Origin of the sequence: Azospirillum sp. Sh1 (genome assembly GCF_008365135.1) — a bacterium.
In the GTDB taxonomy this organism is placed as follows: Bacteria; Pseudomonadota; Alphaproteobacteria; order Azospirillales; family Azospirillaceae; genus Azospirillum; species Azospirillum oryzae.
Genome location: NZ_VTTK01000012.1, coordinates 1 through 25,222 on the forward strand (window position 1 = coordinate 1; position 25,222 = coordinate 25,222).

The window sequence follows — 25,222 nt, forward strand, 5'->3', positions numbered from 1 at the left end:
CGCGGGGTGGAGCAGCCCGGTAGCTCGTCAGGCTCATAACCTGAAGGCCGCAGGTTCAAATCCTGCCCCCGCAACCAAATCAGAAAAAAGCCCGCCTCCGTCCGGAGCGCGGGCTTTTTGCTGTCCGCATTTTTCTGGCCGGGGGGCGTGATGTCCGGCTGATCCGCTTGTCTAGAAACACGGGTGCCACTTGCCGGCCCCGTCCAGGACAAGGACCGTGATGCCGTCGATGCTCGATTGCCTGATCGTCGGCGGTGGTCCCGCCGGGCTGACCGCCGCCATCTACCTCGCGCGCTATCGCCGAAAGGCCCTGGTCGTGGACGAGGCGAAGAGTCGCTGCGCCTGGATTCCGAACTCCCACAATCTTGCCGGGTTCACCGGCGGCATCCGCGGCACCGACCTGTTGGCCCGCATCCGCGCCCAGGCCGAAAGCTACGGTGCCTGCATCGAGGCGGGGTCGGTTGCGACGCTGGAGCGGCTGCCGGGCGGTCGCGGCTTCCGTGCCGGCTTGGGCGATGGTAGAGAGATCGACACCGCTTCCGTGCTGCTCGCCACCGGCGTGATCGATGGCCAGCCACCGATGTCCCATCTCCATGAGGCGATGCAGCGCGGCCTGATCCGCGTCTGTCCGATCTGCGATGGGTATGAAGTGATCGACAGGCGCATCGCCGTTCTGGGGCACGGCGCTCAAGCGGTCGGCGAAGCCCGTTTCATCCGCACCTACAGCCCCTATGTCACCCTGCTAACGCTCGGCGAGCCGATGGTCCTACCGATGGAGGAGCGGGGCGAACTGGATGCCGCCGGCATCATGGTGATCGAAGAGCCGGTAACTGCCGTCGCCGCCGGCGAGGACATGAGCACCCGCCTGACCCTAGAGAACGGCCGCATCCTCGACTTCGACACGCTCTATTCCGCCCTCGGCATCACCGCCCGTTCGGGTTTGGCGGAGAGGCTCGGTGCCGCCATGAATGAGGACGGCCGCCTCGTCGTCGACCGGCACCAGTGCAGTTCCATTCCTGGCTTTTATGCCGCCGGCGATGTCGTTTCAACGCTGAACCAGATCGCCGTAGCCATGGGGGAGGCCGCCATGGCCGCTACCGCCATCCACAACGTTCTGCGGAATCGGGACTGAATGGCCGGCCGGGTCGGGCGGACGCCGACCTGACTCGTCGGTCAATGAACCTCCCGTTCGACGCGGGTCAGCAGGTCGGTGAAGAAGATGACCTCCTCCGGCGTCAGGCCCAGCTTGGCATGGCGGGGAAGGAACTGGGCAACCGGCCGGCCGCTTTCCCGCCCTTGCAGCACGCCGTCGCGGACCACCAGCGACTCCCGGACCAGATCGGCGGCGGACTCGTGGCAGCGCCCGCACCGCTCCTGAAAACGCGGTGCCGTGCTGGCTTGGGCGAGCAACATCTCGTACATCGGCTGAACGAGGTTTTCCGGCAGATGGTGGTTGTGCAGGAAGACCAGCAGATCGTCCTTGTGATGGACGCCCTGGAGCTTTCCATCGGTCACGGTCAGCGACCGTCGGGCGAAGGGGCCGGCATGACGGTGGCAGTCCCCGCAGGTCTGCTCCCAGAACCGGTGAAGATCGGTCGCGTTGCCAGAGGATGCCGGCAGAAGAGCTGCGAGCAGGAATGCCGCCGCGATTGCTCGTTTCATCTTGCGCCTCCCGGTGGAGTTGCAGGCTTGAAGGCAGCGATGTCCGGGCGGGCGCACCCGATCCATCGCCGACATCAGCCAAGGCTGACATCATTCCGGCCGGGTGGCGACCTGCGCCGATGGGACTGCGCCGTTTGTCACGACCCGCACCCCAGGCCCCGCGGTCATTGCGGTTGCGCCATGGGGGCGGCATGTCGTACCCATTTCGCCAGTTGCATCCACACGGATGCCCCCGCTTTGCATGCTTTTTGGGTGTGCGGGCAAGTTGCGAGCAGATGGCGAGCCCATGGCCAAGCGCAAGGTTTTCGACGATTTCGATCCGGCTCCGTCCGGTCCCTCCGTCTCCGAGACTCTGCGCGCGACGCGCATGGCGCACGGTTACGACCTGCGCGACGTCGCGACGATGCTGCGCATCCGCTATCCTTACCTGCTGGCGATCGAGGAAGGTCGGTACCAGGAACTGCCGGGCAGCACCTATGCCATCGGCTTCCTGCGCTCCTACGCCGAATGCCTGGGGCTGGACCCGGACATGGTCGTCACCCGCTACAAGGAGGAGGCGGCCGGCACCGTCCGCCGGCAGGAACTGTATCTGCCGACACCGGCGGCCGAAGGGCGCGCCTCCGGCGGAACTCTGCTGCTCGGCACGCTGGTGCTGGCCGGCATCGTCTATGGCGGCTGGTACTATCTGTCGGCCACCGACCGGTCGGTGGCCGATCTCGTGCCGGTCTTGCCGGACCGCTTGGTCTCGCTGCTGGACGGCGTGCCGGCCAAGCCGGCGGAACAGGCCCCGGACCAGTCCGCCGCCGCGCCGGGTCAGCCGGCAGCCGACCCCGCGGCGCCCACGCCGGTCATCGCATCCGCTCCGTCTTCGTCGACACCGGTCCCTCCCGCTGCGGTTCCGCCGTCCGCCGGCACCGCTCCCGTCGCGCCGTCCTCGTCCGCCGCTTCCCCAACCGCCGGCAATCCGCAGGCCGTCGCCTCGGCGCCGTCCGCGGCGCTGCCGCCGGGGCAGCCTGCCGCGAAATCTCCGACCGCGTCCGCGCCCGCTGCGGCAACCGCGGGGCAGGGCATCGTCAATGTACCGGCCCCGCCGGCGGAGGACGACGACGAGGCCTCGCCGCAGGACCCGACGCCGCTGAACGCCGCGACGGCGCCTCCGGCCGCGCCCGCTGCCCCGACGGCGACGGTGCCGGCCAACGGCAAGGTCTACGGCACGCTGAACACCAATGCGAAGCTGATCCTGAAGGCGACGCAGGACAGCTGGCTGCAGGTGCGCGACGGCGGCGACATCGTCTTCACCCGCGTCCTGAAGCCGGGCGACACCTTCCGCGTTCCCGACAAGCCCAACGTGAAGATCCGCACCGGCAATGCCGGCGGGCTGGTGGTGATGGCCGACGGCGGCGAAAGCCCGCCGCTGGGGTCCGTCGGGCAGGTTCTGCGCGACGTCACCATCGACGCCCACGGGGTGGTGCGGCGCTGACATACCGTTCGGGGCGCCGGTTTGGGGGCACCAGCCATGCATTGGTGGCGCCCCACCACCGTCCTCCCTTAAATCCGGGGCCTTAAATCCGGGGCCTTAAATCCGGGGCCTTGAATCCCGGGCGCCGGAGCGCACTTCTGGCCTGACGCCGGCTGCGCTAGGATGCGGCATCCGGTATTGCATTTCGCTGTCCAGAGGCTGACCTGAGATGACCGTGCGCGCCTACCGCCAGATCCTTCGCCGCAAATCGCGCCAGATTCGCGTCGGCAACGTGTTGGTCGGCGGGGACGCGCCGATTTCGGTCCAGACCATGACCAACACGCCGACCACCGACGTGAAGGCGACGGTGGAGCAGATCCAGGCGGCCGAGCGGGTGGGGGCGGACATCGTCCGCGTCTCCTGCCCCGACCGCGAGTCGGCGCTGGCCCTGAAGGACATCGTGCGGCAGGTGAAGGTGCCGATCGTCGCCGACATCCATTTCCACTACAAGCGCGCCATCGAGGCGGCGGAGAGCGGCGCCGCCTGCCTGCGCATCAACCCCGGCAACATCGGCTCGGCCGAGCGGGTGCGCGAGGTGGTGAAGGCGGCCAAGGATCATGGCTGTTCGATGCGCATCGGCGTCAATGCCGGATCGCTGGAGCAGGACCTGCTGGAGAAATACGGCGAGCCCTGCCCAGAAGCGATGGTCGAAAGCGCGCTGAACCACGCGAAGATCCTGGAAGACAACGATTTCCGCGAGTTCAAGATCTCGGTGAAGGCGTCGGACGCCTTCCTGGCCGTCGCCGCCTACCAGGGGCTGGCGGAGGCCTGCGACTACCCGCTGCACATCGGCATCACCGAGGCGGGCGGCCTGCGCGCCGGGACGGTGAAGTCGTCGATCGGGCTGGGCATGCTGCTGTGGTCGGGCATCGGCGATACGCTGCGCGTCTCGCTGTCGGCCGACCCGGCGGAAGAGGTTCTGGTCGGTTACGACATCCTCAAGTCGCTGGGCCTGCGCCGCCGCGGCGTCACCGTGATCTCCTGCCCCAGCTGCGCCCGGCAGAACTTCAACGTCATCAAGACGGTGGAGTTGCTGGAGCAGAAACTGGCCCACATCACCACGCCGCTGACCCTGTCGGTGATCGGCTGCGTCGTGAACGGCCCGGGCGAGGCACGGGAGACCGACATCGGCCTGACCGGCGGCGGCAACAACACCCATCAGGTCTATCTGTCCGGCGTCACCGACCACCGGCTGAAGGATCAGGACATCGTCCAGCATCTGGTCGGGCTGGTCGAGAGGAAGGCGGCGGAGATCGAGGCGGCGAAGGCCGCGGCGGAAGCCGCCGAAGCCGAAACCGCCCGAGAAACCAAGCGAGACGTGGCCCCCGCCGCGGAGTAAGCTGCCCGGAATTCGGGCAGGGACAGCGACCCTAGGCGTGACCACCACCTCCTACCTCGTCATCGGCGCCAGCCACCGGACCTGTTCCGGCGTCGTCCGCGACCGCCTGTCCACCGACGAGGCGGAAGTGGCGGGCATGCTGGACCGGCTGCGCGCCGCGGGCGTGGGGCAGGCGGTGTGGCTCAGCACCTGCGACCGGGTGGAGGTGCAGGCGGTCCACGAGCGCCCGAACGAGGCGGCGCTGGCGATTGCCGAGGCGATGGCCGACCGTGCCGGGCTGGCGACATCCGATCTGGCGCCGCAGCTCTACACCCGCACCGGCATCGACGCGGTGCGCCACCTGTTCGCGGTGGCCTGCTCGCTCGACAGCCAGATCGTTGGAGAGCCGCATATCCTGGGCCAGTTGAAGGCCGCCCACCGCGGCGCCGCCGGCGCCGGGATGACCGGGCCGGAACTGGAGGCGGTGCTGCAGGCCGCCTATGCCGCCGCCAAACGGGTGCGCAGCGAGACGCCGATCGCGGAGGGCGCCACCTCGCTGGCCGCCGCCGCCATCCAGGTGGCGCGCGACCTGCACGGCGACATCAGGCGTTGCGGCGCCCTGCTGGTCGGCTTGGGCGACATGGGCGCCCTGGTGCTGGAGGGGCTGCGCGAGGCCGGGTTGCCGCGGCTGACCGTCGCAGCGCCGGTGGACCGGCGGGCGGAAGCGGCGGCGCGGCGGCTCGACGGGCACTTCGCCCCCTGGGCCGATCTGGAGGCGGCGATGACCGGCGCCGATATCCTGGTGACCGCGGCCGGTCTTGGGCGCTATATCCTGACCGCCCCGATGATGGAGGCGGTGCTGAAACGCCGCCGCCGCCGGCCGGTCTTCGTGGTCGATGCCGCCATTCCGGCCGACGTCGATCCGGCTGTGGCGGGCATGGACGGCGCCTTCGTCTATGATCTGGCCGATCTGGAGCGGGTGGCGCTGCAGGGCCGGGTCGGGCGCGAGGCGGCGACCCAGGCGGCCTGGATGATCGTGGACGAGGCGGTGGCCGCCTTCGCCCGCGACCGTGCGGAACGTGCCGCGGTGCCTGCCGTGGCCGCGCTCCGCACCCATTTCGAGGCGGAGCGGCGGCGCCTGCTGGCCGGGCATGCCGATCTGGACGCGGCGTCGGCGACGCGGCTGCTGGTCAACCGGCTGCTGCACGCCCCGTCGGAGGCGCTGCGGGCGCTGGCCGCCGACGGCAGCGGCGAGGGGCTGGCCGAACGGGCTGCGGCCGAGCGGCTGATGTTCCGCCTGTTTGGGTTGGACAGGCTGACCGGGGCGGCACTGGAAGAGACTGAACGGGATAAGGACGAGCGACGTGAGCCTGGACGAGAAGTTCGATAAGGTGATGGCCCGGTACGACGAGCTGCGCGACACGCTTGCGGCCGGCCTGACCGAGTCCGGCGACTTCGCCCGGCTGTCCAAGGAATATGCCGACCTCACCCCGATCGCCGAGGCCATCGCGGAGCTGAAGAAGGGCCGCGCCGAGGCCGCCGATCTGGCGGAGATGATATCGGCGATGATGGGAGATGCCTCCGCCGACCCCGAGATGAAGGCGATGGCCGAGGAGGAATTCCACGTCCTGACCAAGCGCATTCCGGAACTGGAGCGCAAGGTGCAGATCTCGCTTCTGCCGAAGGACGAGGCGGACGAGAAGAACGCCATCCTGGAGGTGCGCGCCGGCACCGGCGGCGACGAGGCCGCCCTGTTCGCCGCCGAGCTGTTCGAGATGTACCGCCGCTATGCCGGCCTGCGTGGCTGGCGCTTCGAGGCGATGGACGTCAGCGAGACCGGCATCGGCGGCTACAAGGAGGCCACCGCCAACATCACCGGCCGCGGCGTGTTCGCCCGGTTGAAGTTCGAGTCCGGCGTCCACCGCGTCCAGCGCGTGCCGGCGACCGAGGCGCAGGGCCGCATCCATACCTCCGCCGCCACCGTCGCCGTGCTGCCCGAGGCGGAGGAGGTCGACATCCACATCGACGAGAAGGATCTGCGGATCGACGTCTTCCGCTCCTCCGGTCCCGGCGGCCAGTCGGTCAACACCACCGACAGCGCCGTGCGCATCACCCACCTGCCGACCGGGCTGGTGGTGAGCCAACAGGACGAGAAGTCGCAGCACAAGAACAAGGCCAAGGCGCTGAAGGTGCTGCGCTCCCGGCTGTACGACATGGAACGCGCCGCCAAGGACGCCGTCCGCGCCGCCGACCGCAAGAACCAGGTCGGCAGCGGCGACCGTTCGGAACGCATCCGCACCTACAATTTCCCGCAAGGCCGGGTGACCGACCATCGCATCAACCTGACGCTCTACAAGATCGACAAGGTGATGGCCGGCGAAGCGCTGGACGAACTGGTCGACGCGCTGGTGTCCGAGGACGAGGCGGCACGTCTGGCGGAGTTGGGGTGAGGCTTCAGGTGGTGTCACCCAAATCTCCCTCTCCCGCCGAAGGCGGGGGAGGGTCGGGGAGGGGGCCGAGCACCTCCCAGATCATGCGCGCCACTCCCTCGGGATTGCTGAGCACATCGGTGTTCCAAAAACGCATCACCCGCCAGCCGGCGGCCATCATCCGCCGGTCACGTGCGGCATCGTAAGAGGACCCGTTATGCTGTCCGCCATCGACCTCGATAACCAGACGCGCTTCGAGACAGGCGAAGTCAGCGATGTAAGGGGGAATAGGATGCTGGCGCCGGAAATACCATCCGCGGATTTGGCGACGGCGAAGCAAGCTCCAGAGCCTGCGTTCGGCATCGGTGGGAACCCGCCGCATGCCGCGTGCCTGGGTGAGCGCGGTTTTCTTGGCACGTGGCATGTTGTGTCGGCGTATGCCCCCTCCCTAACCCTCCCCCGCTTCGCGGGAGAGGGAACTTGGCGCAAGTTTGAATGCGTATGTCTGGTTGAGGAAGGTGTTGAAAGGTCGCATCCATGAACCTCCGCACCCTGCGCGCCCAAGCCGAGGCGCGGCTGCGCGAGGCTGGCGTCGATACACCGGAACTCGACGCCCGCTACCTGCTCGAACATGCGCTGACCCTCACCCGCACCGACTTCGTTACGAAGGCGGAACAGACCATCCCCGACAACGATGCCGCCCGCGCCCTGGCGCTGGTCGAGCGTCGTGCAGCGCGGGAGCCGGTGGGGCGCATCCTGGGGCACCGGGAGTTCTGGACCATCGACCTCGCCCTCAACCCCGACACGCTGGAACCCAGGCCGGACACCGAGACCGTGGTGGAGGCGGTGCTCGCCGCCATCCCCGACCGAAGGGCCAATCTAAAGCTCATCGATTTCGGAACCGGAACGGGTTGCATCCTGCTGGCGCTGCTGTCGGAACTGCCGAACGCCACCGGTCTCGGCGTCGATCTCAGCCCGCTGGCGGTGGAAGCGGCGGCCGGGAATGCCGAGCGCAACGGGCTGGCGGCGCGCGCCCGCTTCCAGACCGGCGATTGGGCCAAGGGGATCGAGGATCGTTTCGATATCGTGGTGTCCAACCCACCCTACATCCCCAGCGCCGACATCGCCGCGCTGGAACCGGAGGTGCGGGAGCACGACCCGCTCCGTGCGCTGGACGGCGGCCCGGACGGGCTGGAGCCTTACCGCATCCTCGCGGCCGAACTGCCGCGCCTGCTGGTGCCGGGAGGGCTGGCCGCCTTCGAGGTCGGGCAGGGCCAGGCGGAGGACGTGGCGGCGCTGGTCGAGGCGCAGGGGCTCGGGCAGACCGCGATCCTGTGTGACCTTGGTGGGGTAAAGCGTTGCGTCAGGGCACGAAAGGGGCCGTGAGTCGGCCGCTTATCCAAAAAAACGGTTGGATCGGCAGGCTTTGGCGGGTAGTGTGCGGTACACGACCGCGAACCTACGGCCTGCGGAGCAAGAATCTCGGATGGTTTTCTGCCGAGCGCTGACCGCCATGGCCTGCCGCACGCGATGCGGACGCGTCGTTTGAACCCCGTGAGCGACCCATGGAAATCGTCCATGGCGGGCTCGGTGGCCGGGCCGGAAGGCCGGATGGCCGCCGGAGCGTTCCGGGGACTGCACTTCTCTTGCATGGGGCCTTAAGAGCCGAATGAGACAGGGACCGAACTCCAGGCGTTCGCGTGGTCGTGGCAACAGCGGCGGCGGGGGCAGCGGCGGCGGTGGTGGTGGCGGCGGTGCCGGCCGGCGCCAGAACGTTCCGCTGCGTCATCAGACCTTCGACAGCAACGGCCCCGACGTCCGCATCCGCGGCAATGCGTGGCAGGTGCAGGAAAAATATCAGGCGCTGGCCCGCGATGCGATGTCGTCCGGCGACCGCGTGCAGGCGGAAAACTACCTGCAGCATGCGGAGCACTATCTCCGCATCATCAATCAGATCCAGGAATCGGAAAACCGCCAGCGCGGCGGCCAGCCCGGCAACGGGCATGGTCATCAGTCGCAGAGCGCCTCGCATGCCGGCGACGACGACGACCAGGGCGGCGAGGACGAGACCGACGGCGAGGAACGGGCGGCCGTCAACGCCTGAGGCCTGTGGTTTTTAGACTGAGGTTTATTCGAGCGGAGTGACCGGATCGCCCAGCGCGATCCGGCCGCCGGCGATCACCCGGGTGCGCAGCAGGATCTGGCTGTGGCCATAGCCGCGTTCCAGGATGTTCGGCAGGCTGAGGTCGGCGATGCCGCTGTCCGGGTTCACGTCGTTGCCGGGCGTGCAGTCCAGCGCCTCCACCACCTCCAGCGTCGCAGGCCCCACGGTCAGAGTCCGACCGATCCAGCCGCGTTCCGCCCAGGGATCGATGCCGTCCACCAGCAGGTTGGCCCGCATGCGCCGGGGATCGACCGGCTGCTTGGCGATCCGCTCTTCCAGATCGCGCAGGCTGGCGAGGTTCAGCAGCGTGACCGACGGTTCCTCGCTGTTGCCGAAGGCACCGTGCTGCGCCTCGATCAGACGGGGCATGCCGGGGACGATGCCGGCCAGATAGGCGGCGAAGAACTGTTCCAGCAGCGTGCGGCCCATCGGCTGGTCCAGCCGGCCGCGCGAAACCTGCCGTCCGCCGCGGCGGATGATCAGCGCCCGCGTCGCCTCGTCGAACTCGGTCTGCAGCGCCGCCAGCTTTTCGGTGCGGTCCAACGTGAAGAAGTCCGACGGCAGGCGCCAGCCCTCCGTCTCGGTATCCAGCGCCGCCGGGCCGTGCAGCAGGCCGTAACGGCGGTCGAGCGGGATCGCCTGGCCGGCGGTCAGGTCGGTGGCGGGAAGGTCCTGGCCGCTCATGCCCTTGACGGGATAGCGGCGGATGGCGGTCAGTGTGGCGTTCATTGCACTGCACAATGAAAGGGCTGGAGCGTCCCTGTCAACCGATGCGGTGCCTGTTTCTCACGCTGCGGCTGGGGTATGGCAGGCCGGATCGCCCGAACTGCCCGCTCCACCCCCTAATCTGGTGCCTTTACCAGCGTTCGGCGACCGGGCGGCGCCCGAGAAATTCCTCCAGCCGCCGGCCGGTGGCCGGCGACAGCCCGGCCGGCAGCCGGTCGAGCGGGAAGAACCGGGTCTCGACGATCTCGACCCCGTCCGCCTTGGGGCCGCCGCTCCAGCCGCGCACGACATAGACTGCCACATGGTCGCTCGCGCCGTTGCGGAAGCGGGCGTAGATGCCGAAAGGCTGAGCGGGGCGGTCGGCGATCAACCCGACCTCTTCCCGCACCTCGCGCCGCATGGCGTCGACCAGCGTCTCCCCGCGGCCGACGCCGCCGCCCGGCAGGTGCCAGCCATCGACGTAGCTGTGGCGGATCAGCAGAACACAGGGGGCGGCCGGGTCCGAGTCGTCGATGATGATCGCCCGCACCCCCATGGTCAGCGGCCGGGCGATCCGGTGCCAGACCCCGCGCAGCGTCCAGGCGAGACGGAGCAGGCGGGCCGTCATGGTCCGTGGCATGGCGTGGTGGGCGGGAACCGGCGACGGTTTCGTGGTGGGGGCGGCGGTGCGCGTGCTGGTGCTGGAGGCGGCCAAGTCGGTCATGATGGAAATCCGGAAGGACCCGTGAACGGCGGGCGGGCGGAAGTCTAGCCGGGCCGGGCGCGTGCCGTGTAGGGGGCAATCGGCGGGGCGGGAGCTACCCCTTTTCCCCGGTCCTAGCCGGTCCGGCGGAGAGGGCCGTGGCAGCGTTTCTCCAGCGATAACCTTTCTGTGCAGATGGTCTTGCATGGCCCTTTGCCCTGCCTACATCTTCGGCAGCATCCTTGCGGATCGCACAGTTGCGTGGATCGAGTCGACTGGGCTGCCTCGCGGACGGTCGACAGGAGAAGGGGAGCATCATGGATTTCGAGCAATACACCGAGCGTAGCCGCGGGTTCATTCAGTCTGCGCAGACCCTGGCCGTGCGCCGCGGGCATCAGCGCCTGACCCCGGAACATCTGCTGAAGACGCTGCTGGACGACAAGGAAGGCCTTGCCGCCAACCTGATCCGTGCGGCGGGCGGCGACCCCAAGGCGGCCCTGTCGGCGGTCGACGCCGAACTGGACAAGCTGCCGAAGGTGGAGGGCAGCGGCGCCGGTCAGCTCTATCTGACGCCCGAACTCTCCCGTGTCTTCGAACAGGCGGAGAAGGTGGCCGAGAAGGCCGGCGACAGCTTCGTCACCGCCGAACGCATCCTGCTGGCGCTGGCCATGGCCGACGGCACCCCGTCGGGCAAGGCGCTGAAGTCGGCCGGCGTGACGCCGCAGGCGCTGAACACCGCCATCAACGACATCCGCAAGGGCCGCACCGCCGACAGCGCCAGCGCCGAGCAGGGCTATGACGCGCTGAAGAAGTACGCCCGCGACCTGACCGCCGCGGCGCGCGACGGCAAGCTCGATCCCGTCATCGGCCGCGACGAGGAAATCCGCCGCACCATCCAGGTCCTGGCCCGCCGCACCAAGAACAACCCCGTGCTGATCGGTGAGCCCGGCGTCGGCAAGACCGCCATCGTCGAGGGGCTGGCCCAGCGCATCGTCAAGGGCGACGTGCCGGAAGGCCTGAAGAACAAGCAGCTGCTGTCGCTCGACCTCGGCGCGCTGGTGGCCGGCGCCAAGTACCGCGGCGAGTTCGAGGAGCGGCTGAAGGCGGTTTTGTCGGAGATCCAGGCGGCGGCCGGCGAGATCGTCGTCTTCATCGACGAGCTGCACACGCTGGTCGGCGCCGGCAAGTCCGACGGCGCGATGGACGCCTCCAACATGCTGAAACCGGCGCTGGCGCGCGGCGAGCTGCATTGCGTCGGCGCCACCACGCTGGACGAGTTCCGCAAATACATCGAGAAGGACGCGGCGCTGGCCCGGCGCTTCCAGCCGGTCTTCGTGTCGGAGCCGACGGTGGAGGATACCATCTCCATCCTGCGCGGCCTGAAGGAGCGCTATGAGGTCCACCATGGCGTGCGCATCACCGACAGCGCCATCGTCTCGGCGGCGACCCTGTCCAACCGCTACATCACCGACCGCTTCCTGCCCGACAAGGCCATCGACCTGATCGACGAGGCGGCGAGCCGCCTGCGCATGGCGGTGGACAGCAAGCCGGAGGCAATCGACGAGCTGGACCGCCGCATCATCCAGCTGAAGATCGAGCGTGAGGCGTTGAAGCGCGAGCAGGATGCCGCGTCGCGCGACCGCTTGACCAACCTGGAGCGCGAGCTGTCCGACCTGGAGCAGGAATCGGCCGAGCTGACCGCCAAGTGGCAGGCCGAGAAGGACCAGCTGCAGGGCGCGCAGAAGATCAAGGAGGATCTGGAGAAGGCCCGCACCGAACTGGAGACTTCGCAGCGTGACGGCAACTGGGGCCGCGCGGGCGAGCTGGCCTATGGCGTCATTCCGGGCCTGGAGAAGGCCTTGAAGGATGCCGAGGAGCATGCCAGCAGCCGCATGCTGAACGAGGAGGTCCGCGACAGCGACATCGCCGCGGTGGTCAGCCGCTGGACCGGCGTGCCGGTCGACAAGATGCTGGCCGGCGAGCGCGAGAAGCTGCTGGCGATGGAGGAGAAGCTGCGCGGCCGGGTGATCGGCCAGGACGAGGCCATCGTCGCCGTGTCCAACGCCGTGCGCCGGGCGCGGGCCGGGTTGCAGGACCCGAACCGTCCGATCGGCTCCTTCCTGTTCCTCGGTCCCACCGGCGTCGGCAAGACCGAACTGACCAAGGCGCTGGCCGAGTTCCTGTTCGACGACGAGACGGCGATGGTCCGGCTCGACATGTCGGAATACATGGAAAAGCACTCCGTCGCCCGCATGATCGGCGCGCCTCCGGGCTATGTCGGCTATGAGGAGGGCGGGGCGCTGACCGAGGCGGTGCGCCGCCGGCCCTATCAGGTCGTGCTGTTCGACGAGGTGGAGAAGGCCCACCCCGACGTCTTCAACGTGCTGCTGCAGGTGCTGGACGACGGCCGGCTGACCGACGGGCAGGGCCGCACAGTCGATTTCCGCAACGTCGTCATCATCATGACCTCCAACCTCGGCTCGCAGGCGCTGGCCGAGCAGCCGGAGGGCGAGGACAGCGCTGCCGTGCGCGACGAGGTGATGGAGGCCGTCCGGGCCCATTTCCGGCCGGAGTTCCTGAACCGCCTGGACGAGATCCTGCTGTTCCACCGGCTCGACCGCCGGCATATGGGCGGCATCGTCAAGATCCAGCTCGGCCGCCTGACCAAGATGCTCGCCGACCGCGAGATCACGCTGACGGTGGACGAGGCCGCGACCGAATGGCTGGCCGAGGCCGGCTACGATCCGGTGTACGGCGCCCGTCCGCTGAAGCGGGTGATCCAGCGCGAACTGCAGAACCCGATGGCGACCCTGATCCTGGAAGGCCGCATCAAGGACGGCCAGACGGTGGCGGTCGGGGCGGAAGGCGGCTCCCTGACCATCGACGGCCAGCCGGTGAGCGGGCTGGTGGCCAAGGGCTGACGTCTGTGCCGGCCGCATTGCACCGATGACTGCGAAGCGGCTTTGTCGGGTGGCTGAACTGTGCGTATGATCGGCGGAACTGTTTAACATATCGAACAGTTTCCGCCGATCCTTCGCGGACGGCGGGCAGTGCCCCCGAACGCCCGAACAGGAAGCCCAGTTCCATGACCGCTCCCGTCAGCACCGCCGGCAATTCCGCCGCCAGCCGCGACAAGGCCTTCGTCCTCCATCCCTACACCAACCTGGATGTCCACGAGACGCAGGGGCCGATGATCATCGAGCGCGGCGAAGGCATCCGCGTCTTCGACGACGGCGGCCGGGATTACATCGAGGGAATGGCCAGCCTGTGGTGCGTCTCGCTCGGCTGGGGGGAGGAGCGGCTGGTCCAGGCGGCGACCAGGCAAATGCGGCAGCTGTCCACCTATCACATCTTCGGCCACAAGTCGCACGAACCAGGCATCGATCTGGCGGAAAAGCTGATCGGGCTGGCGCCGGTGCCGATGTCCAAGGTCTTCTTCGCCAATTCAGGCTCGGAAGCCAACGACACCGCGATCAAGCTGATCTGGTACTACAACAACGCACTCGGCCGGCCCGAGAAGAAGAAGATCCTGTCGCGCCAGCGCGCCTATCACGGCGTGACGGTGGCGACCGCCAGCCTGACCGGGCTGCCCAACAACCATCGCGACTTCGACCTGCCGATCGCCCGCATCATCCACGGCGACTGCCCGCACCACTACCGCAACGCGCTTGAGGGCGAGAGCGAGGAGGCCTTCGCCACCCGCCTCGCCGAACAGCTGGAGGCGCTGATCCTGGCCGAGGGGCCGGACACCGTCGCCGCCATGTTCGCCGAGCCGGTGATGGGCGCCGGCGGCGTCGTGGTGCCGCCGGCGACCTATTTCGCCAAGATCCAGCCGGTGTTGAAGAAATACGACATCCTGCTGGTCGCCGACGAGGTGATCTGCGGCTTCGGCCGCACCGGCAATTTCTGGGGCAGCCAGACCATGGGCATGCAGCCGGACATCCTGACCTGCGCCAAGCAGCTGTCGTCCGGCTATCTGCCGATCTCCGCCGTCATGGTGACGGACGCGATCTATCGCGCCTGCGTCGAGGAGAGCCGGAAGATCGGTACCTTCGGCCACGGCTACACCTACTCCGCCCATCCGGTGGCGGCGGCGGTGGCGCTGGAGACGCTGAACATCTACGAGGAACGCGACATCGTCGGCCATGTCCGCTCGGTCGCCCCGGCCTTCCAGTCGCGGCTGAAGGCGCTGGCCGGGCATCCGCTGGTCGGCGAGGCCCGCGGCATCGGCCTGATCGGCGCGCTGGAACTGGTGGCCGACAAGGCGACCAAGGCCCCGTTCGACCCGCCCGGCCGCGCCGGCGCGCTGGTCAATGGTCTGGCCCAGGACAACGGTCTGATCGTCCGCGCCATGGGCGATTCCATCGCGCTCTGCCCGCCGCTGGTGATCTCCGAGGCGGAGATCCACGAGACCTTCGACCGCCTGACCAAGGCGCTCGACGGCGCGGTGCCGGTTCTGCGGGGGTAAGATAGCGCCCTCTCCCGTCCCGGGAGAGGGCATTCACACAATTCCAAGTATTTCCAAGCGTCTGGAATAAAAGGAACTTTGCGTCATCCCCGCGAAGGCGGGGATCCAGGAAACTCCGCAGATCAGCGGCGGATGTGCCTGGATTCCCGCCTTCGCGGGAATGATGACCGACAAAATTGCTTTGTTCCAACGTCTTACGTGACGCTGAGATTTGTGCATCCCGTAGCCAGGGCGGGAGAGGGGACTCAGAGGCGCCGCAGATGCATCTTGCCCAGGCCGCCCAGCGCGTCGAACAGCTGGCGGAACTGGGCCAGGAACTGGTCCCAGGTGACCTTCGTCGTCGGTTCGATGGCGGCGTGCAGGGCGCCCAGGCTGGTCTTGCCGTCGATCCGCGACAGGATCGGGCCGGCCAGCCGGGGCAGGGGCAGCGCCACGACGCTGCCCATCAGGTCGAATTCCAGGCTGCCGCCGGGCGGCACCGCCTTCGCCACGGTCTTGCCGTCGATGTCGCGCAGGACCGGCACCACGTCGGGCTCGTTCGGCTGGATGCGGGCGGCGGCGAGATCGGCCGGGCGCAGCAGATAGGCGATGTGCTTGGTGAAGGCGCCGGTGATGCGCTCGGTCCAGGCGGCGCGCTCCAGCATGTTCAACCCCGCCAGCCGCTTCAGGATGCGGGCGTCCTTGACCCACAGCGACGGCTCGTAGCGCAGCGGGTCGATCAGCGTCGCGATGGCGAGCCCGGCGCTGTCGGCCAGTTCGGCCAACTGCGGCACGCTGTAGGGGCGGTCGCAGCTGTGCAGCAGCAGGTCGTAGAGATTGGCGTCGGCCAGCCGGTGGTCGCTGATGTGCGGGTTGTTCAACAGCCAGTTGGTCGGCGGCAGCGCCTGGATCAGCCGGCGGGCCAGCGCCACCTTCTCGGCCGGCGGCAACCCGTCGGTCATGCCGCGCAGCGCCTCCTGCATCGGATAGACGCCGGTGCGGCCATAGGGGGCGTAGACCATGACGCCGATGCCGCCGCCGGGCGCCAGCGCTCCGGCCAGCGAGCGCAAACCGGCCGACGGCTCGTCCAGATGGTGCAGCACGCCGCAGCAGTCGATGTAATCGAACGGCCCCATTCCATCGAGTTCAAGCAGGGAGCCACGGCGGAAGTCGATGTTGGTCAGGCCGCGCGCCCTGGCCCGCGCCTCGGCGACGGCGCGGCTGGCGTCGGACAGGTCGATGTATGTGATGCGCCCCGGATTGCCGGCGTCGGCCATCTGCTGCGCCAGCATGATGGTGCCGTCCCCCGTACCGCCGCCGGCCACCAGCACGCGCAGCGGCTTGCCATGGTCGATCCGGCCGCCGAAGACATGCTGCACCAGCTCGTCCAGGTGGCTGGGCGAGCCGGTGATCAGCCGTTCGGCCTCGTCGGCCGGATTGCGCGCCGGGTAGGGGTAGGCTTCGTACTGGGCGCGCAGGTCGTCGATGCTCATGGGGGACTGCTCATAAGGGACGGGCGCGGCGACCATAGCACCGCGCCCGCCCAATCGCAGCCGTTCGGTGGCGGAGGACTCGGCCGATCTCAGTCCGCCAGCGGAACGCAGATCTCGGTCAGCCACTCGGCCGGCGGCAAGGCGCGGGGGTTGTTGAGATATTCCTCGTAGCAGGGGGCGTTGCCGGGTGTATGGCCGCTGTTGGGCAGCCATTCGCCGTAGAGCCAGCGGTAGACCGCGCCCAGTTCGGCATAGGGTCCTCTGTGCCGCACCACCGCATGACGCCCGCCGGGAATGTCCACCACGCGGATCGCCCCGTCCTCCACGACACCCAGGTCCAGCATCAGCCCGGCGAAGGAGCGCAGTTCCTCCGGCTTCACCGATTCGGGGTCGTCGTAATAGATGGCGAAGCTGCGGGTGCCGGGACCGGCCAGCCCCTGCTTGGATGCCCAGGCAAAGAGCCGGTCGAAGCTGACGCCTATGGTCATGTAGGGGCCGGTGTGCGGCAGCCCGACGATGCGATAGGCGGGAAGATCGCGGATTTCGACCTCGTGCATGCTGTCCTCCATTTGGTAACTGGTCGGGACTGGAGGATTGAGACGACCCCGCTTGCGGTAGGCGGCCGGCGTCACGCCATAGCTTTGGCCGAAGGCGCGGGTGAAGGCCTCGACGCTGCCATAACCCGCCCGCCGGGCGATGGTCGGCATGGCGATGCTGTCGCGCACCAGATCGCCCGCCGCCCGGTGCAGACGCAGCCGGCGCAGGGTTTCCGCCGCAGTCTCGCCGGCGATGGCCCGGTAGACACGGTGGAAGTGATAGGGCGAGAAGCAGGCGACCTCCGCCAGCCGGTCGAGGTCGAGCGGTTCGTCCAGATGGATGGCGATAAAGGCCACCACCCGTTCGATCCGGTCGCCGTAATCGAGCCTCGTGCCGGGCTTTGCCGCAACCGCGGAACACGGCACGGGCCAAGCTGCCGTTGCGTCGGCGGAAATGCTGTCGTTGGTCATGGCGTGACGTCCTCCAGTCCCGCCGATGCTAGCCGGCAGCCGCTTGATCGCGCTTGCGGAGTTAAGCCGCCGGCCAGCCCGTCGCCGAGCGCACATCGCCCACCCGCGTGCCGGCGCGGTTCAGCAGCGGCGCGGTCAGCAGGTCCGGCACGCGCGCCCATTGGGCGTCGGTCAGCGCCCGGGTCGAGCGGACCAGGGCCGCCAGGGCCACCTCGCGGGCGCGGGCGGCGCCGTCCTCGATCTTCAGCGCGATGCCGATGCCCTGCTCCGGGATCACGGCACAGCCGACACCCTCCGCTCCGCCCTTGATCAGGACGGCGCCGCCGGCTGCCTCCATCAGCGCGGTGTCGAAGCTGCCGGTACCGCCGATCAGGAAGGGGTGCTTGCCCCAGGCCTTGGCGATGCGGGTGACCGCCTCGGCCCGCGCGTCCGGCAGGTCGACCGGGTCGGCGATGCGGGCCATGGCATAGGCGATGGCGCCCAGCGGCATGCCGATGGTGGGGATGGAACAGCCATCGACGCCCCAGGGCGCGCCGAACAGGTCCTGGCCGGTCATCTGCTCCATCACGCCAAGGATGCGCTGCTGCACCGGGTGTTCATAGCGGACGTAACCCTTCAGCCGTTCGCCCTTGTGCTTGGCGGTGGTCAGGAAGCCGCTGTGCTTGCCGGAGCAGTTGTTGTGGAAGGCGGTCGGCGCCTCGCCGCGGCGGACCAGATCCTCGGCGGTGGCGGGATCGTAGGGGATCTGCGCGCCGCATTCGTAATCGTCCAGCGTCAGCCCGACCCGTTCGGCCCAGGAGCGCGCCAGTTCGGTATGCCGGGCCTCGCCATTGTGGGAGGAGCAGGCGAGCGCCAGTTCCTCGTCCCCCAGCCCGAAGGCGTCGAGCGCGCCGCTTTCCACCAGCGGGATCGCCTGCAGCGACTTGATGGCGGAGCGCGGGTAGACGGGGGCGTCGATGTCGCCCCAGCGCGCCAGCACATGGCCGCCAGCATCGACGATGCAGGCGCGGGCGCGGTGGACCGACTCCACCAGGCTGCCGCGCGTCACCTCGACGACGATCGGGCTTTCCGCCGGGCCGGAGAGGTCGGCGCGGCCTTCCGACGGCTGATGATGCGCATGGCCGTGGTTGTGATCGCCGCCGCAGCAGGAGGAGGAATGGCCGTGGGTGTGTTTGGGGGTATGGTCATGGCTCATGCCGGCAAGCTTGCCTCGGGCGGGCAGCGGCGGCAAGCTCCCGCCCGGTCATATCCTTACCTTGAGCAGCGGGTTCGTCATGCGTGGCTATTTCGGAATTGGGGTGGAGCGGATCAGCAAGCCGGGCAATGTCGGCAACCTGATGCGCACCGCCCATGCCTTCGGCGCCTCCTTCTTCTTCGCCATCGATCCGGAACCGGATCTGCGGGAGACGAAGCTGGTCGACACCTCGGGCGCCACGCTGCACCTGCCGCTCTATATCCACGAGCGGGTCGCCGACTTCACCCTGCCCAGGGACTGCATGCTGGTCGGGGTGGAACTGACCTACGACGCGGTGGAATTGCCGAGCTTCCGCCACCCGTCGCGCGCCGCCTATGTGCTGGGGCCGGAGCGCGACAGCCTGTCGCCCGCCCTGCTGGCGCGCTGCGACCATGTGGTGAAGATCCCGATGTCCTTCTGCATCAATGTCGGCGTCGCCGGGGCGCTGGTGATGTATGACCGCATGATCTCGCTCGGCCGTTTCGCCGAGCGCCCGGTCCGCCCCGGCGGTCCGCTGGAGGCGCCGGCCCAGCACCGGCACGGCCGCCAGATCATGCGCAACGCCGATCGCCGCCGCCGCATCCGTGGAGAGCAGAAGCCGGTTGCGGACGACAGCGACGAGTAAGGGCGGCGACGAGTGAGCACGGCTCAGAGCGGCAGCGGATCGTCCCCGGCGACGGCGCAGATCCGCTGCACCACCGCGGGCTTGGGTGCCGACACCTCGCCCTGTTCGAAGGCCACCACCTGAAGCCTGCCCCGCACGGCCTCCAGCAACTCGCCCCGGCGCAGCAGGAAATCGGGGGAGGAGGGGCGGCCGAAGCGGGCGTTTCCGTCGGCGAAGGTCTCGTAGATCAGAACGCCGCCCGGCTCCAACGCCGCCAGCAGGGCGGGGAGGAGCGGGCGGTGCAGGTAGTTGGTGACGACGATCCCGGCGAAGCGGGCGTCGGCGGGCAGGGGGCCGAGGCGGCCTGCCGGATCGCCGGTTTCCAAATCGGCCTGGATCAGGGTGACGCCGGCGGTGCCCTCCAGGTCGGCGACGCCGCCGAGGTCGCGGTCCAGCCCGACCACCGGGTGGCCGCGCCGGTGGAACAGCCGCAGATGCCGCCCGCCGCCGCAGGCGAGGTCGAGCACCGGGCCGTCCGCGCGCACCAGCGGGGCGAATCGCTCCACCCAGGCGGAGGGCGGCGACTGCGGATGCGGTGTCGGCATGGAGGATTTTCCTTATCCAGACTTCTTTTCGATGGCCGCGGGAACGATATCACAGGAGGTACGCGCGACCGGCCCGTCCGATGTTTGACGGCGCGGCCCGGCCGTGCTGAATTAGGGCGCTTCCCGAGTCGCGCCGCTACCCGGACCGGCGTACCGGGGCCTGTCTTTCCTGATGCGGGTCAGTTTGGGGCTTGTGGGGATATGATCCTCTTCGCGTTGAGATGCTCGGCAGACCACCAGTTCGAGGCGTGGTTCCGCAACGGTGCCGCCTATGACGAACAGGCGGCGGCGCACCAGATCGCCTGCCCGATCTGCGGCGATACCGTCGTCGGCAAGGCGCCGATGGCTCCGCGCATCGCCAAGGGCGTCGCCAGGGCCGCCGACCGCGCCCGCGAACAGGCCGAAGCGGTCGCGGCGAATGCCCCGCCGTCCGCTGTCCCGGCTGCCCCGTCCAATGCCGTGCCCGCGGCCCTTCCCGCGCCGATCCCCGCACCCGTCCCTCTGCCGAACGCCGCCGACGTCGTCGCCGCCCTGCCGCCCAGCCTGAACGATGCCCAGCGCGAGGCGGTGGCGGAGGTGATGAGGCAGCTGACCGAGGTGCGGCGCAGCGTGGAAAAGAACTGCGACTATGTCGGCGACCGCTTCGCCGAAGAGGCGCGGCGCATCCATTACGGCGAGACCGACCCCCGCGGCATCTATGGCGAGGCGTCGGACGACGAGGTCGCCGAACTGCACGAGGAGGGTGTGACATTTCACCGCATTCCGTGGATCCCTCGGAGCGACTCCTGAGGAGTCTGGGGCCGTGCCGGATGCGGCGGCGCCACTGATTCCGAACGAAACCATTTGAAAAACTGACTGTTTGAAAGGCGCGCCCGGTAACGGGGGCGCCTTTCTCGTATGCAGCCGCTGCGCTGCCGGGGCTTGTGTTTCCCGGCGATCGTCCCTGGCCGGCGCGGCGCGCCATCGACCAAGGTAGGGGGTGCGTCAAACAATGATCTGTATCAAACAATTGGGCAGGTCAAGGGCGTACGAATTACGGGAAGAAACCCGGACGCGACCGCCCGGACGGCAAATGCCGGAATGTTCCGCAGACGGTGTCTGAAGGACAGCCGGGCAATCGCCGGCACTCGATGAGGGGACGCACATGAATCAAAGCGCACAAAGGATTGTGAACAATCCGAAGTTCCAGGAGCTGGTGGCGAAACGGTCCGCCTTTGCCTGGACTTTGTCGATTGCCATGCTGGTCATTTATTTCGGTTTCATCCTGCTGGTGGCGTTCGGGAAGTCGTTCCTGGGCACGCCGATCGGCTCCGGCGTCACGACCTGGGGCATTCCCGTCGGCGTCTTCACCATCGTGTCCGCCTTCATCCTGACCGGCATTTACGTGCATCGGGCCAATGGCGAGTTCGACGAGCTGAACCGCCAGATCCTGGAGGAATCGAAGTGATGCGCGCCGCCACCACCCGTCTTACCGCTGCCGCCGCCGCTGCGGCTGGTGTGCTGGTTCCCGCCTACGGCTATGCCGACGCCATCGGCGGCGCCGTGCAGAAGCAGGCGACGAACTGGTCCGCCATCGTCATGTTCCTGATTTTCGTGCTGCTCACGCTGGGCATCACCTTCTGGGCCGCCCGCCGTACCAAGTCGGCCAAGGACTTCTACGCCGCCGGCGGCGGCATCACCGGCTTCCAGAACGGCCTCGCCATCGCCGGCGACTACATGTCGGCCGCGTCCTTCCTCGGCATTGCCGGTCTGGTCTACGCGTCGGGCTTCGACGGGCTGATCTATTCGGTGGGTTGGCTGGTCGGCTGGCCGATCGTACTGTTCCTGATCGCTGAACGGCTGCGCAACCTCGGCAAATACACCTTCGCCGACGTCGCCTCCTACCGCTTCCAGCAGACGCCGATCCGCACCCTGTCGGCCTGCGGCTCGCTGGCGACCGTCACCTTCTACCTGATCGCCCAGATGGTGGGCGCCGGCAAGCTGATCCAGCTGCTGTTCGGCCTCGACTATCTGGTCGCCGTCATCATCGTCGGCGTGCTGATGATCGGCTACGTCACCTTCGGCGGCATGCTGGCGACCACCTGGGTGCAGATCATCAAGGCGGTGATGCTGCTGTCCGGCGCCTCCTTCATGGCCTTCATGATCCTGGCCAAGTTCGGCTTCAGCCCCGAGGCGATGTTCAAGGCCGCCGTCGAACTCCACCCGAAGGGTCTGGCGATCATGTCGCCGGGCGCGCTCGTCACCGATCCGGTCTCGGCGATCTCGCTGGGCATGGCGTTGATGTTCGGCACCGCCGGCCTGCCGCACATCCTGATGCGCTTCTTCACCGTCGCCGACGCCAAGGAAGCCCGCAAGTCGGTCTTCTACGCCACCGGCTTCATCGGCTACTTCTACATCCTGACCTTCATCATCGGCTTCGGCGCCATCCTGATGATCCTGGCCCCCGACGCCACCGGCGCCTATCCCTTCCTGACGGCGGCCCCGGCGGCCGGCGCCAAGGCGGTGATCGCCAACGTCATCGGCGGCACCAACATGGCGGCCATTCACACCGCCCATGCCGTCGGCGGCGACCTGTTCTACGGCTTCATCTCGGCGGTCGCCTTCGCCACCATCCTGGCGGTGGTCGCCGGTCTGACGCTGGCCGGCGCCTCGGCGGTCTCCCATGACCTCTACGCCTCGGTCTTCGCCAAGGGCCGCGCCAACGAGGCCGACGAAATCCGCGTGTCGAAGATCACCACCGTCGCCATCGGCATCCTGTCGATCGTGCTGGGCATCGCCTTCGAAAACCAGAACGTCGCCTTCATGGTCGGTCTGGCCTTCGTCATCGCCGCCTCGGCCAACTTCCCGATCCTGCTGATGTCGATGTTCTGGGGCAAGATGACCACCCGCGGTGCGGTTCTGGGCGGTGGCCTGGGCCTGATCTCGGCGATCGTCCTGCTGGTTCTGGGCCCGACCGTGTGGAAGGCCGTGCTGGGCAACCCGGCCGCCATCTTCCCGTACGACAACCCTGGCCTCTTCTCCATCACGCTGTCCTTCGTCGGTATCTGGTTCTTCTCGATCACCGACAACAGCGCGCAGGCCCAGAAGGAGCGCAAGGACTTCGAAGCCCAGTACATCCGGTCGCAGACCGGCCTGGGTGCCGAGGGTGCCTCCGCCCACTAACAAGACGGCCCACCAACAAGACCGCTCACCAAGCAAGAGCGAAGGAAGGGATCGCGTCTCGCACCGCATCCCTTCCCCCCTCGGGCGAGCCTGAACCCGGGGGACCAAGACCGGGCGGTGACCGAACCACGCCGCCAAATGTCGCACCCGCTTCCGGCCTCGTGCCCGGCGGGTGTATCCTGAAAAGCGCCTCCGGACCCGATCCGGGGGCGCTTTTTTCATGATCAGCCATCTCCCGACCCAGCCATCTCCCGACCCAGCCATCTCCCGACGGAGTCCGCCCGTGCAGCATGCGATGCCGACCGCTTCTCCGGACTTCGATTTCGGGCGTCCACCCTTCGACCTGCTGACGGAGGGGCAGCGCGCGGCGCTGGCCGGCGCGCTCGACATCGCGCTCTATCCCCGCGACACCGTCATTCTCAGCCGGGAGGAACCGGCCGACGCGCTGTATGTCGTGCTGCGCGGCGCCGTGCAGGAACGCCGCGGCGGCGAGGTGGCGGCGGTCCATGGTCCGGGCGACCGGTTCGGCCTGCAGGCGCTGTATGCCACCGCGGGCGGCGGAGCCGGCATCACCGGCGCCCGCCGCTTCGTCGCGGCGGAGGAGTGCGCCTGCCACCTGATCCCGCGCGCGGCGCTGGAGGCGCTGGCCGCCGAGAACCCGGCGTTCGGCGCCGCCATTCTCGGCGATTTCGCCCAGCGCATGCGTGATCTGGCCGCCTTGCGCTCCAACCGCGAGATGGCGGCGCTGACCATGGCGCGCATCCGGCAGGCCTATCTGCACCCGCCGCTGTTCGTCGACGCCGCCGCCAGCCTGCGCGACGCGGCCGAGGCGATGAGGCAGAACCGCGCCAGCAGCGTGCTGGTGCGCGGCGCGGATGGGGCCATGGGCGGCACCACCGGCATCCTGACCGGCACCGACCTGCGCGATCTGGTGGTGCTGGACGGCCGGCCGGTGACCGACCCAGTCGGGCCGCTCGCCCGCTACGGTCTGCTGACGCTGGACCGCGACGACCTGCTGTTCAACGCGCTGGTGCTGATGACCAAGCATGCGGTGCGCCGCATCGTGGTGACGGAAAATGGCGCCATCGTCGGGCTGTTGGGGCAAAGCGACCTGCTGGCGGTGCTGTCCAACCATTCCCAGGTCATCGGCTTGCAGGTGGAGCATGCCACCGATCCCGCCGACCTGCGCCGGGCCAGCCGTTCCATCGTCGAGCTGATCCGCACCCTGCACGCCACCGGCGTGAAGGTCGCCTTCATCGCCGATCTGGTGACCGAGCTGAACCGCCGCATCTTCCGCAAGCTGTTCGAGCTGCTGGCCCCGCCGGAGCTTCTGGCCAACAGCTGCCTGATCGTGATGGGCAGCGAGGGGCGCGGCGAACAACTGCTGAAGACCGACCAGGACAACGGCCTGATCCTGCGCGACGGCTTCGACTGCCCCGATCTGCCGCGGATCGCCGCCGATTTCACCCGCCATCTGGTCGAGTTCGGCTATCCGCCCTGTCCCGGCAACATCATGGTCTCCAACCCGGAGTGGACCCGGCCGCTCGCCGGCTACAAGGACGCGCTGTTCAACTGGGTCCACCGCCCCGACGAGTCGGCGCAGATGAACCTCGCCATCTTCTACGACGCCGCTCCGGTGGCCGGCGACGCCACCCTGCTGGCCGAGGCGAAGGACTATCTGCTGAGCCGCCTGCAGGACAACCAGATGTTCTTCACCCAGTTCGCCCGGCCGACCCTGTCCTTCGACACGCCGAGCGGCCTGTTCGCATCCTTGTTCGAACGGCGCCGGGCGGAGCCGGTCGACATCAAGAAGGCCGGCATCTTCCCCATCGTCCATGGCGTGCGCGCGCTGGCGCTGGAAAAGCACCGGGCGGAGACCAACACGGTGGAGCGCATCCAGGTGCTGGCCGAACTGGGGGCGCTGGACCGCAAAATGGCCGCCGATCTGGTGGAGGCCTTCGCCATCCTGTCGACCATCCGCCTGAAGGCGCGCGTCGATTTGCCGGAAGAAAACGAAGGAGGGGAGGAGGGGGCGGAACTGGCGATCGACAACCTCGTCCACCCCGACCGGCTGGGCAAGTTGGACCGCGACCAGTTCAAGGACTGCCTGGCGCTGGTGAAAAGCTTCAAGGAGCTGATCGCCCACCATTTCCGCCTGAATCATTGAGGC

At 68.4% G+C, this 25,222-nt stretch carries 23 protein-coding genes and 1 tRNA gene; 16 read left to right on the forward strand and 8 right to left on the reverse strand.

Going from position 1 to position 25,222, the window contains the following annotated elements; translation table 11 throughout:
* Together FZ029_RS14050 and FZ029_RS14055 are read left to right on the forward strand one after the other, a co-directional pair.
* Window positions 1-77 (forward strand) — tRNA-Met (locus tag FZ029_RS14050).
* A 143-nt stretch (window positions 78-220) separates the two neighbouring features.
* Window positions 221-1,132, forward strand: coding sequence for an NAD(P)/FAD-dependent oxidoreductase (locus FZ029_RS14055; RefSeq protein WP_149269799.1), 912 nt, complete (start codon window positions 221-223; stop codon window positions 1,130-1,132).
* A 41-nt stretch (window positions 1,133-1,173) separates the two neighbouring features.
* Here FZ029_RS14055 and FZ029_RS14060 read toward each other — a convergent pair whose 3' ends face one another.
* Complete coding sequence (locus tag FZ029_RS14060) at window positions 1,174-1,662, reverse strand: hypothetical protein (RefSeq protein WP_149269800.1); 489 nt, start codon at window positions 1,660-1,662, stop codon at window positions 1,174-1,176.
* A gap of 286 nt (window positions 1,663-1,948) precedes the next feature.
* Between FZ029_RS14060 and FZ029_RS14065 the strand changes: the two genes are divergently transcribed.
* The 4 genes from FZ029_RS14065 to prfA all read left to right on the forward strand — a co-directional run bounded on the left by FZ029_RS14065 (window position 1,949) and on the right by prfA (window position 6,949).
* Complete coding sequence (locus FZ029_RS14065; protein ID WP_149269801.1) at window positions 1,949-3,142, forward strand: helix-turn-helix domain-containing protein; 1,194 nt, start codon at window positions 1,949-1,951, stop codon at window positions 3,140-3,142.
* A 208-nt stretch (window positions 3,143-3,350) separates the two neighbouring features.
* Complete coding sequence (gene ispG, locus FZ029_RS14070) at window positions 3,351-4,520, forward strand: flavodoxin-dependent (E)-4-hydroxy-3-methylbut-2-enyl-diphosphate synthase (RefSeq protein WP_149269802.1); 1,170 nt, start codon at window positions 3,351-3,353, stop codon at window positions 4,518-4,520.
* A gap of 37 nt (window positions 4,521-4,557) precedes the next feature.
* Window positions 4,558-5,889, forward strand: coding sequence for a glutamyl-tRNA reductase (gene hemA / locus FZ029_RS14075; protein ID WP_149269803.1), 1,332 nt, complete (start codon window positions 4,558-4,560; stop codon window positions 5,887-5,889).
* Complete coding sequence (gene prfA / locus FZ029_RS14080) at window positions 5,864-6,949, forward strand: peptide chain release factor 1 (protein WP_149269804.1); 1,086 nt, start codon at window positions 5,864-5,866, stop codon at window positions 6,947-6,949. The genes hemA and prfA overlap by 26 nt, the downstream gene beginning before the upstream one ends.
* Before the next feature lie 4 nt (window positions 6,950-6,953).
* Here the strand turns inward: prfA and FZ029_RS14085 are convergent, their stop codons facing one another.
* Window positions 6,954-7,352, reverse strand: a complete 399-nt coding sequence (locus FZ029_RS14085) for a DUF559 domain-containing protein (RefSeq protein ID WP_149269805.1) — start codon at window positions 7,350-7,352, stop codon at window positions 6,954-6,956.
* Window positions 7,353-7,465: 113 nt separating this feature from the next.
* Here FZ029_RS14085 and prmC point away from each other — a divergent pair, with 113 nt between their 5' ends.
* Together prmC and FZ029_RS14095 are read left to right on the forward strand one after the other, a co-directional pair.
* Window positions 7,466-8,314, forward strand: a complete 849-nt coding sequence (prmC, locus tag FZ029_RS14090) for a peptide chain release factor N(5)-glutamine methyltransferase (RefSeq protein ID WP_149269806.1) — start codon at window positions 7,466-7,468, stop codon at window positions 8,312-8,314.
* A 283-nt stretch (window positions 8,315-8,597) separates the two neighbouring features.
* On the forward strand, window positions 8,598-9,032 hold the full coding sequence (locus tag FZ029_RS14095) for a DUF4167 domain-containing protein (protein ID WP_149269807.1): 435 nt from the start codon (window positions 8,598-8,600) through the stop codon (window positions 9,030-9,032).
* A 24-nt stretch (window positions 9,033-9,056) separates the two neighbouring features.
* On the opposite strand, the gene FZ029_RS14100 is transcribed toward FZ029_RS14095, so the two are convergent.
* Together FZ029_RS14100 and FZ029_RS14105 are read right to left on the reverse strand one after the other, a co-directional pair.
* Window positions 9,057-9,821 carry an MOSC domain-containing protein gene (locus tag FZ029_RS14100; protein WP_149269808.1) on the reverse strand — a complete coding sequence of 255 codons (765 nt, stop codon included), beginning with the start codon at window positions 9,819-9,821 and terminating at the stop codon, window positions 9,057-9,059.
* Window positions 9,822-9,948: 127 nt separating this feature from the next.
* On the reverse strand, window positions 9,949-10,425 hold the full coding sequence (locus FZ029_RS14105) for an NUDIX domain-containing protein (protein WP_247892305.1): 477 nt from the start codon (window positions 10,423-10,425) through the stop codon (window positions 9,949-9,951).
* On the opposite strand from FZ029_RS14105, the gene FZ029_RS33945 reads away from it, so the two are divergent.
* The 3 genes from FZ029_RS33945 (at window position 10,424) to FZ029_RS14115 (ending at window position 14,968) form a co-directional block, all read left to right on the forward strand.
* Window positions 10,424-10,546: a hypothetical protein gene (locus FZ029_RS33945; RefSeq protein ID WP_281497141.1), complete on the forward strand. Its 123-nt coding sequence runs from the start codon at window positions 10,424-10,426 to the stop codon at window positions 10,544-10,546. The two genes, FZ029_RS14105 and FZ029_RS33945, sit on opposite strands and share 2 nt — an antisense overlap.
* Window positions 10,547-10,817: 271 nt before the next feature.
* Window positions 10,818-13,421, forward strand: a complete 2,604-nt coding sequence (gene clpB / locus FZ029_RS14110; protein ID WP_149269810.1) for an ATP-dependent chaperone ClpB — start codon at window positions 10,818-10,820, stop codon at window positions 13,419-13,421.
* Between the two features lie 164 nt (window positions 13,422-13,585).
* On the forward strand, window positions 13,586-14,968 hold the full coding sequence (locus tag FZ029_RS14115; RefSeq protein WP_149269811.1) for an aspartate aminotransferase family protein: 1,383 nt from the start codon (window positions 13,586-13,588) through the stop codon (window positions 14,966-14,968).
* A 245-nt stretch (window positions 14,969-15,213) separates the two neighbouring features.
* Here the strand turns inward: FZ029_RS14115 and FZ029_RS14120 are convergent, their stop codons facing one another.
* The 3 genes from FZ029_RS14120 to FZ029_RS14130 all read right to left on the reverse strand — a co-directional run bounded on the left by FZ029_RS14120 (window position 15,214) and on the right by FZ029_RS14130 (window position 18,642).
* The gene (locus FZ029_RS14120; RefSeq protein WP_149269812.1) at window positions 15,214-16,440 is read right to left on the reverse strand and encodes a class I SAM-dependent methyltransferase; all 1,227 of its coding nucleotides are present in this window, start codon (window positions 16,438-16,440) and stop codon (window positions 15,214-15,216) included.
* A gap of 89 nt (window positions 16,441-16,529) precedes the next feature.
* Window positions 16,530-17,447: an AraC family transcriptional regulator gene (locus FZ029_RS14125; protein ID WP_149269813.1), complete on the reverse strand. Its 918-nt coding sequence runs from the start codon at window positions 17,445-17,447 to the stop codon at window positions 16,530-16,532.
* A 61-nt stretch (window positions 17,448-17,508) separates the two neighbouring features.
* Window positions 17,509-18,642, reverse strand: coding sequence for an asparaginase (locus tag FZ029_RS14130; RefSeq protein WP_149269814.1), 1,134 nt, complete (start codon window positions 18,640-18,642; stop codon window positions 17,509-17,511).
* 79 nt (window positions 18,643-18,721) lie between these two features.
* Here FZ029_RS14130 and FZ029_RS14135 point away from each other — a divergent pair, with 79 nt between their 5' ends.
* Window positions 18,722-19,306, forward strand: a complete 585-nt coding sequence (locus tag FZ029_RS14135) for an RNA methyltransferase (protein ID WP_149269815.1) — start codon at window positions 18,722-18,724, stop codon at window positions 19,304-19,306.
* 23 nt (window positions 19,307-19,329) lie between these two features.
* On the opposite strand, the gene FZ029_RS14140 is transcribed toward FZ029_RS14135, so the two are convergent.
* The gene (locus tag FZ029_RS14140; RefSeq protein ID WP_149269816.1) at window positions 19,330-19,890 is read right to left on the reverse strand and encodes a class I SAM-dependent methyltransferase; all 561 of its coding nucleotides are present in this window, start codon (window positions 19,888-19,890) and stop codon (window positions 19,330-19,332) included.
* A 201-nt stretch (window positions 19,891-20,091) separates the two neighbouring features.
* On the opposite strand from FZ029_RS14140, the gene FZ029_RS14145 reads away from it, so the two are divergent.
* From FZ029_RS14145 to FZ029_RS14160, 4 genes are all read left to right on the forward strand, one after another.
* A complete protein-coding gene (locus FZ029_RS14145) occupies window positions 20,092-20,679 on the forward strand; it encodes a DUF1178 family protein (RefSeq protein WP_149269817.1) in 588 nt (195 codons plus the stop codon).
* Between the two features lie 355 nt (window positions 20,680-21,034).
* Complete coding sequence (locus tag FZ029_RS14150) at window positions 21,035-21,337, forward strand: DUF485 domain-containing protein (RefSeq protein ID WP_149269818.1); 303 nt, start codon at window positions 21,035-21,037, stop codon at window positions 21,335-21,337.
* The gene (locus tag FZ029_RS14155) at window positions 21,337-23,052 is read left to right on the forward strand and encodes a cation acetate symporter (RefSeq protein ID WP_149197732.1); all 1,716 of its coding nucleotides are present in this window, start codon (window positions 21,337-21,339) and stop codon (window positions 23,050-23,052) included. The genes FZ029_RS14150 and FZ029_RS14155 overlap by 1 nt, the downstream gene beginning before the upstream one ends.
* Window positions 23,053-23,335: 283 nt before the next feature.
* Window positions 23,336-25,219 (forward strand): DUF294 nucleotidyltransferase-like domain-containing protein, encoded by a 1,884-nt coding sequence (locus FZ029_RS14160; protein WP_149269819.1) that lies wholly within the window; start codon window positions 23,336-23,338, stop codon window positions 25,217-25,219.
* Window positions 25,220-25,222 lie beyond the last annotated feature (3 nt).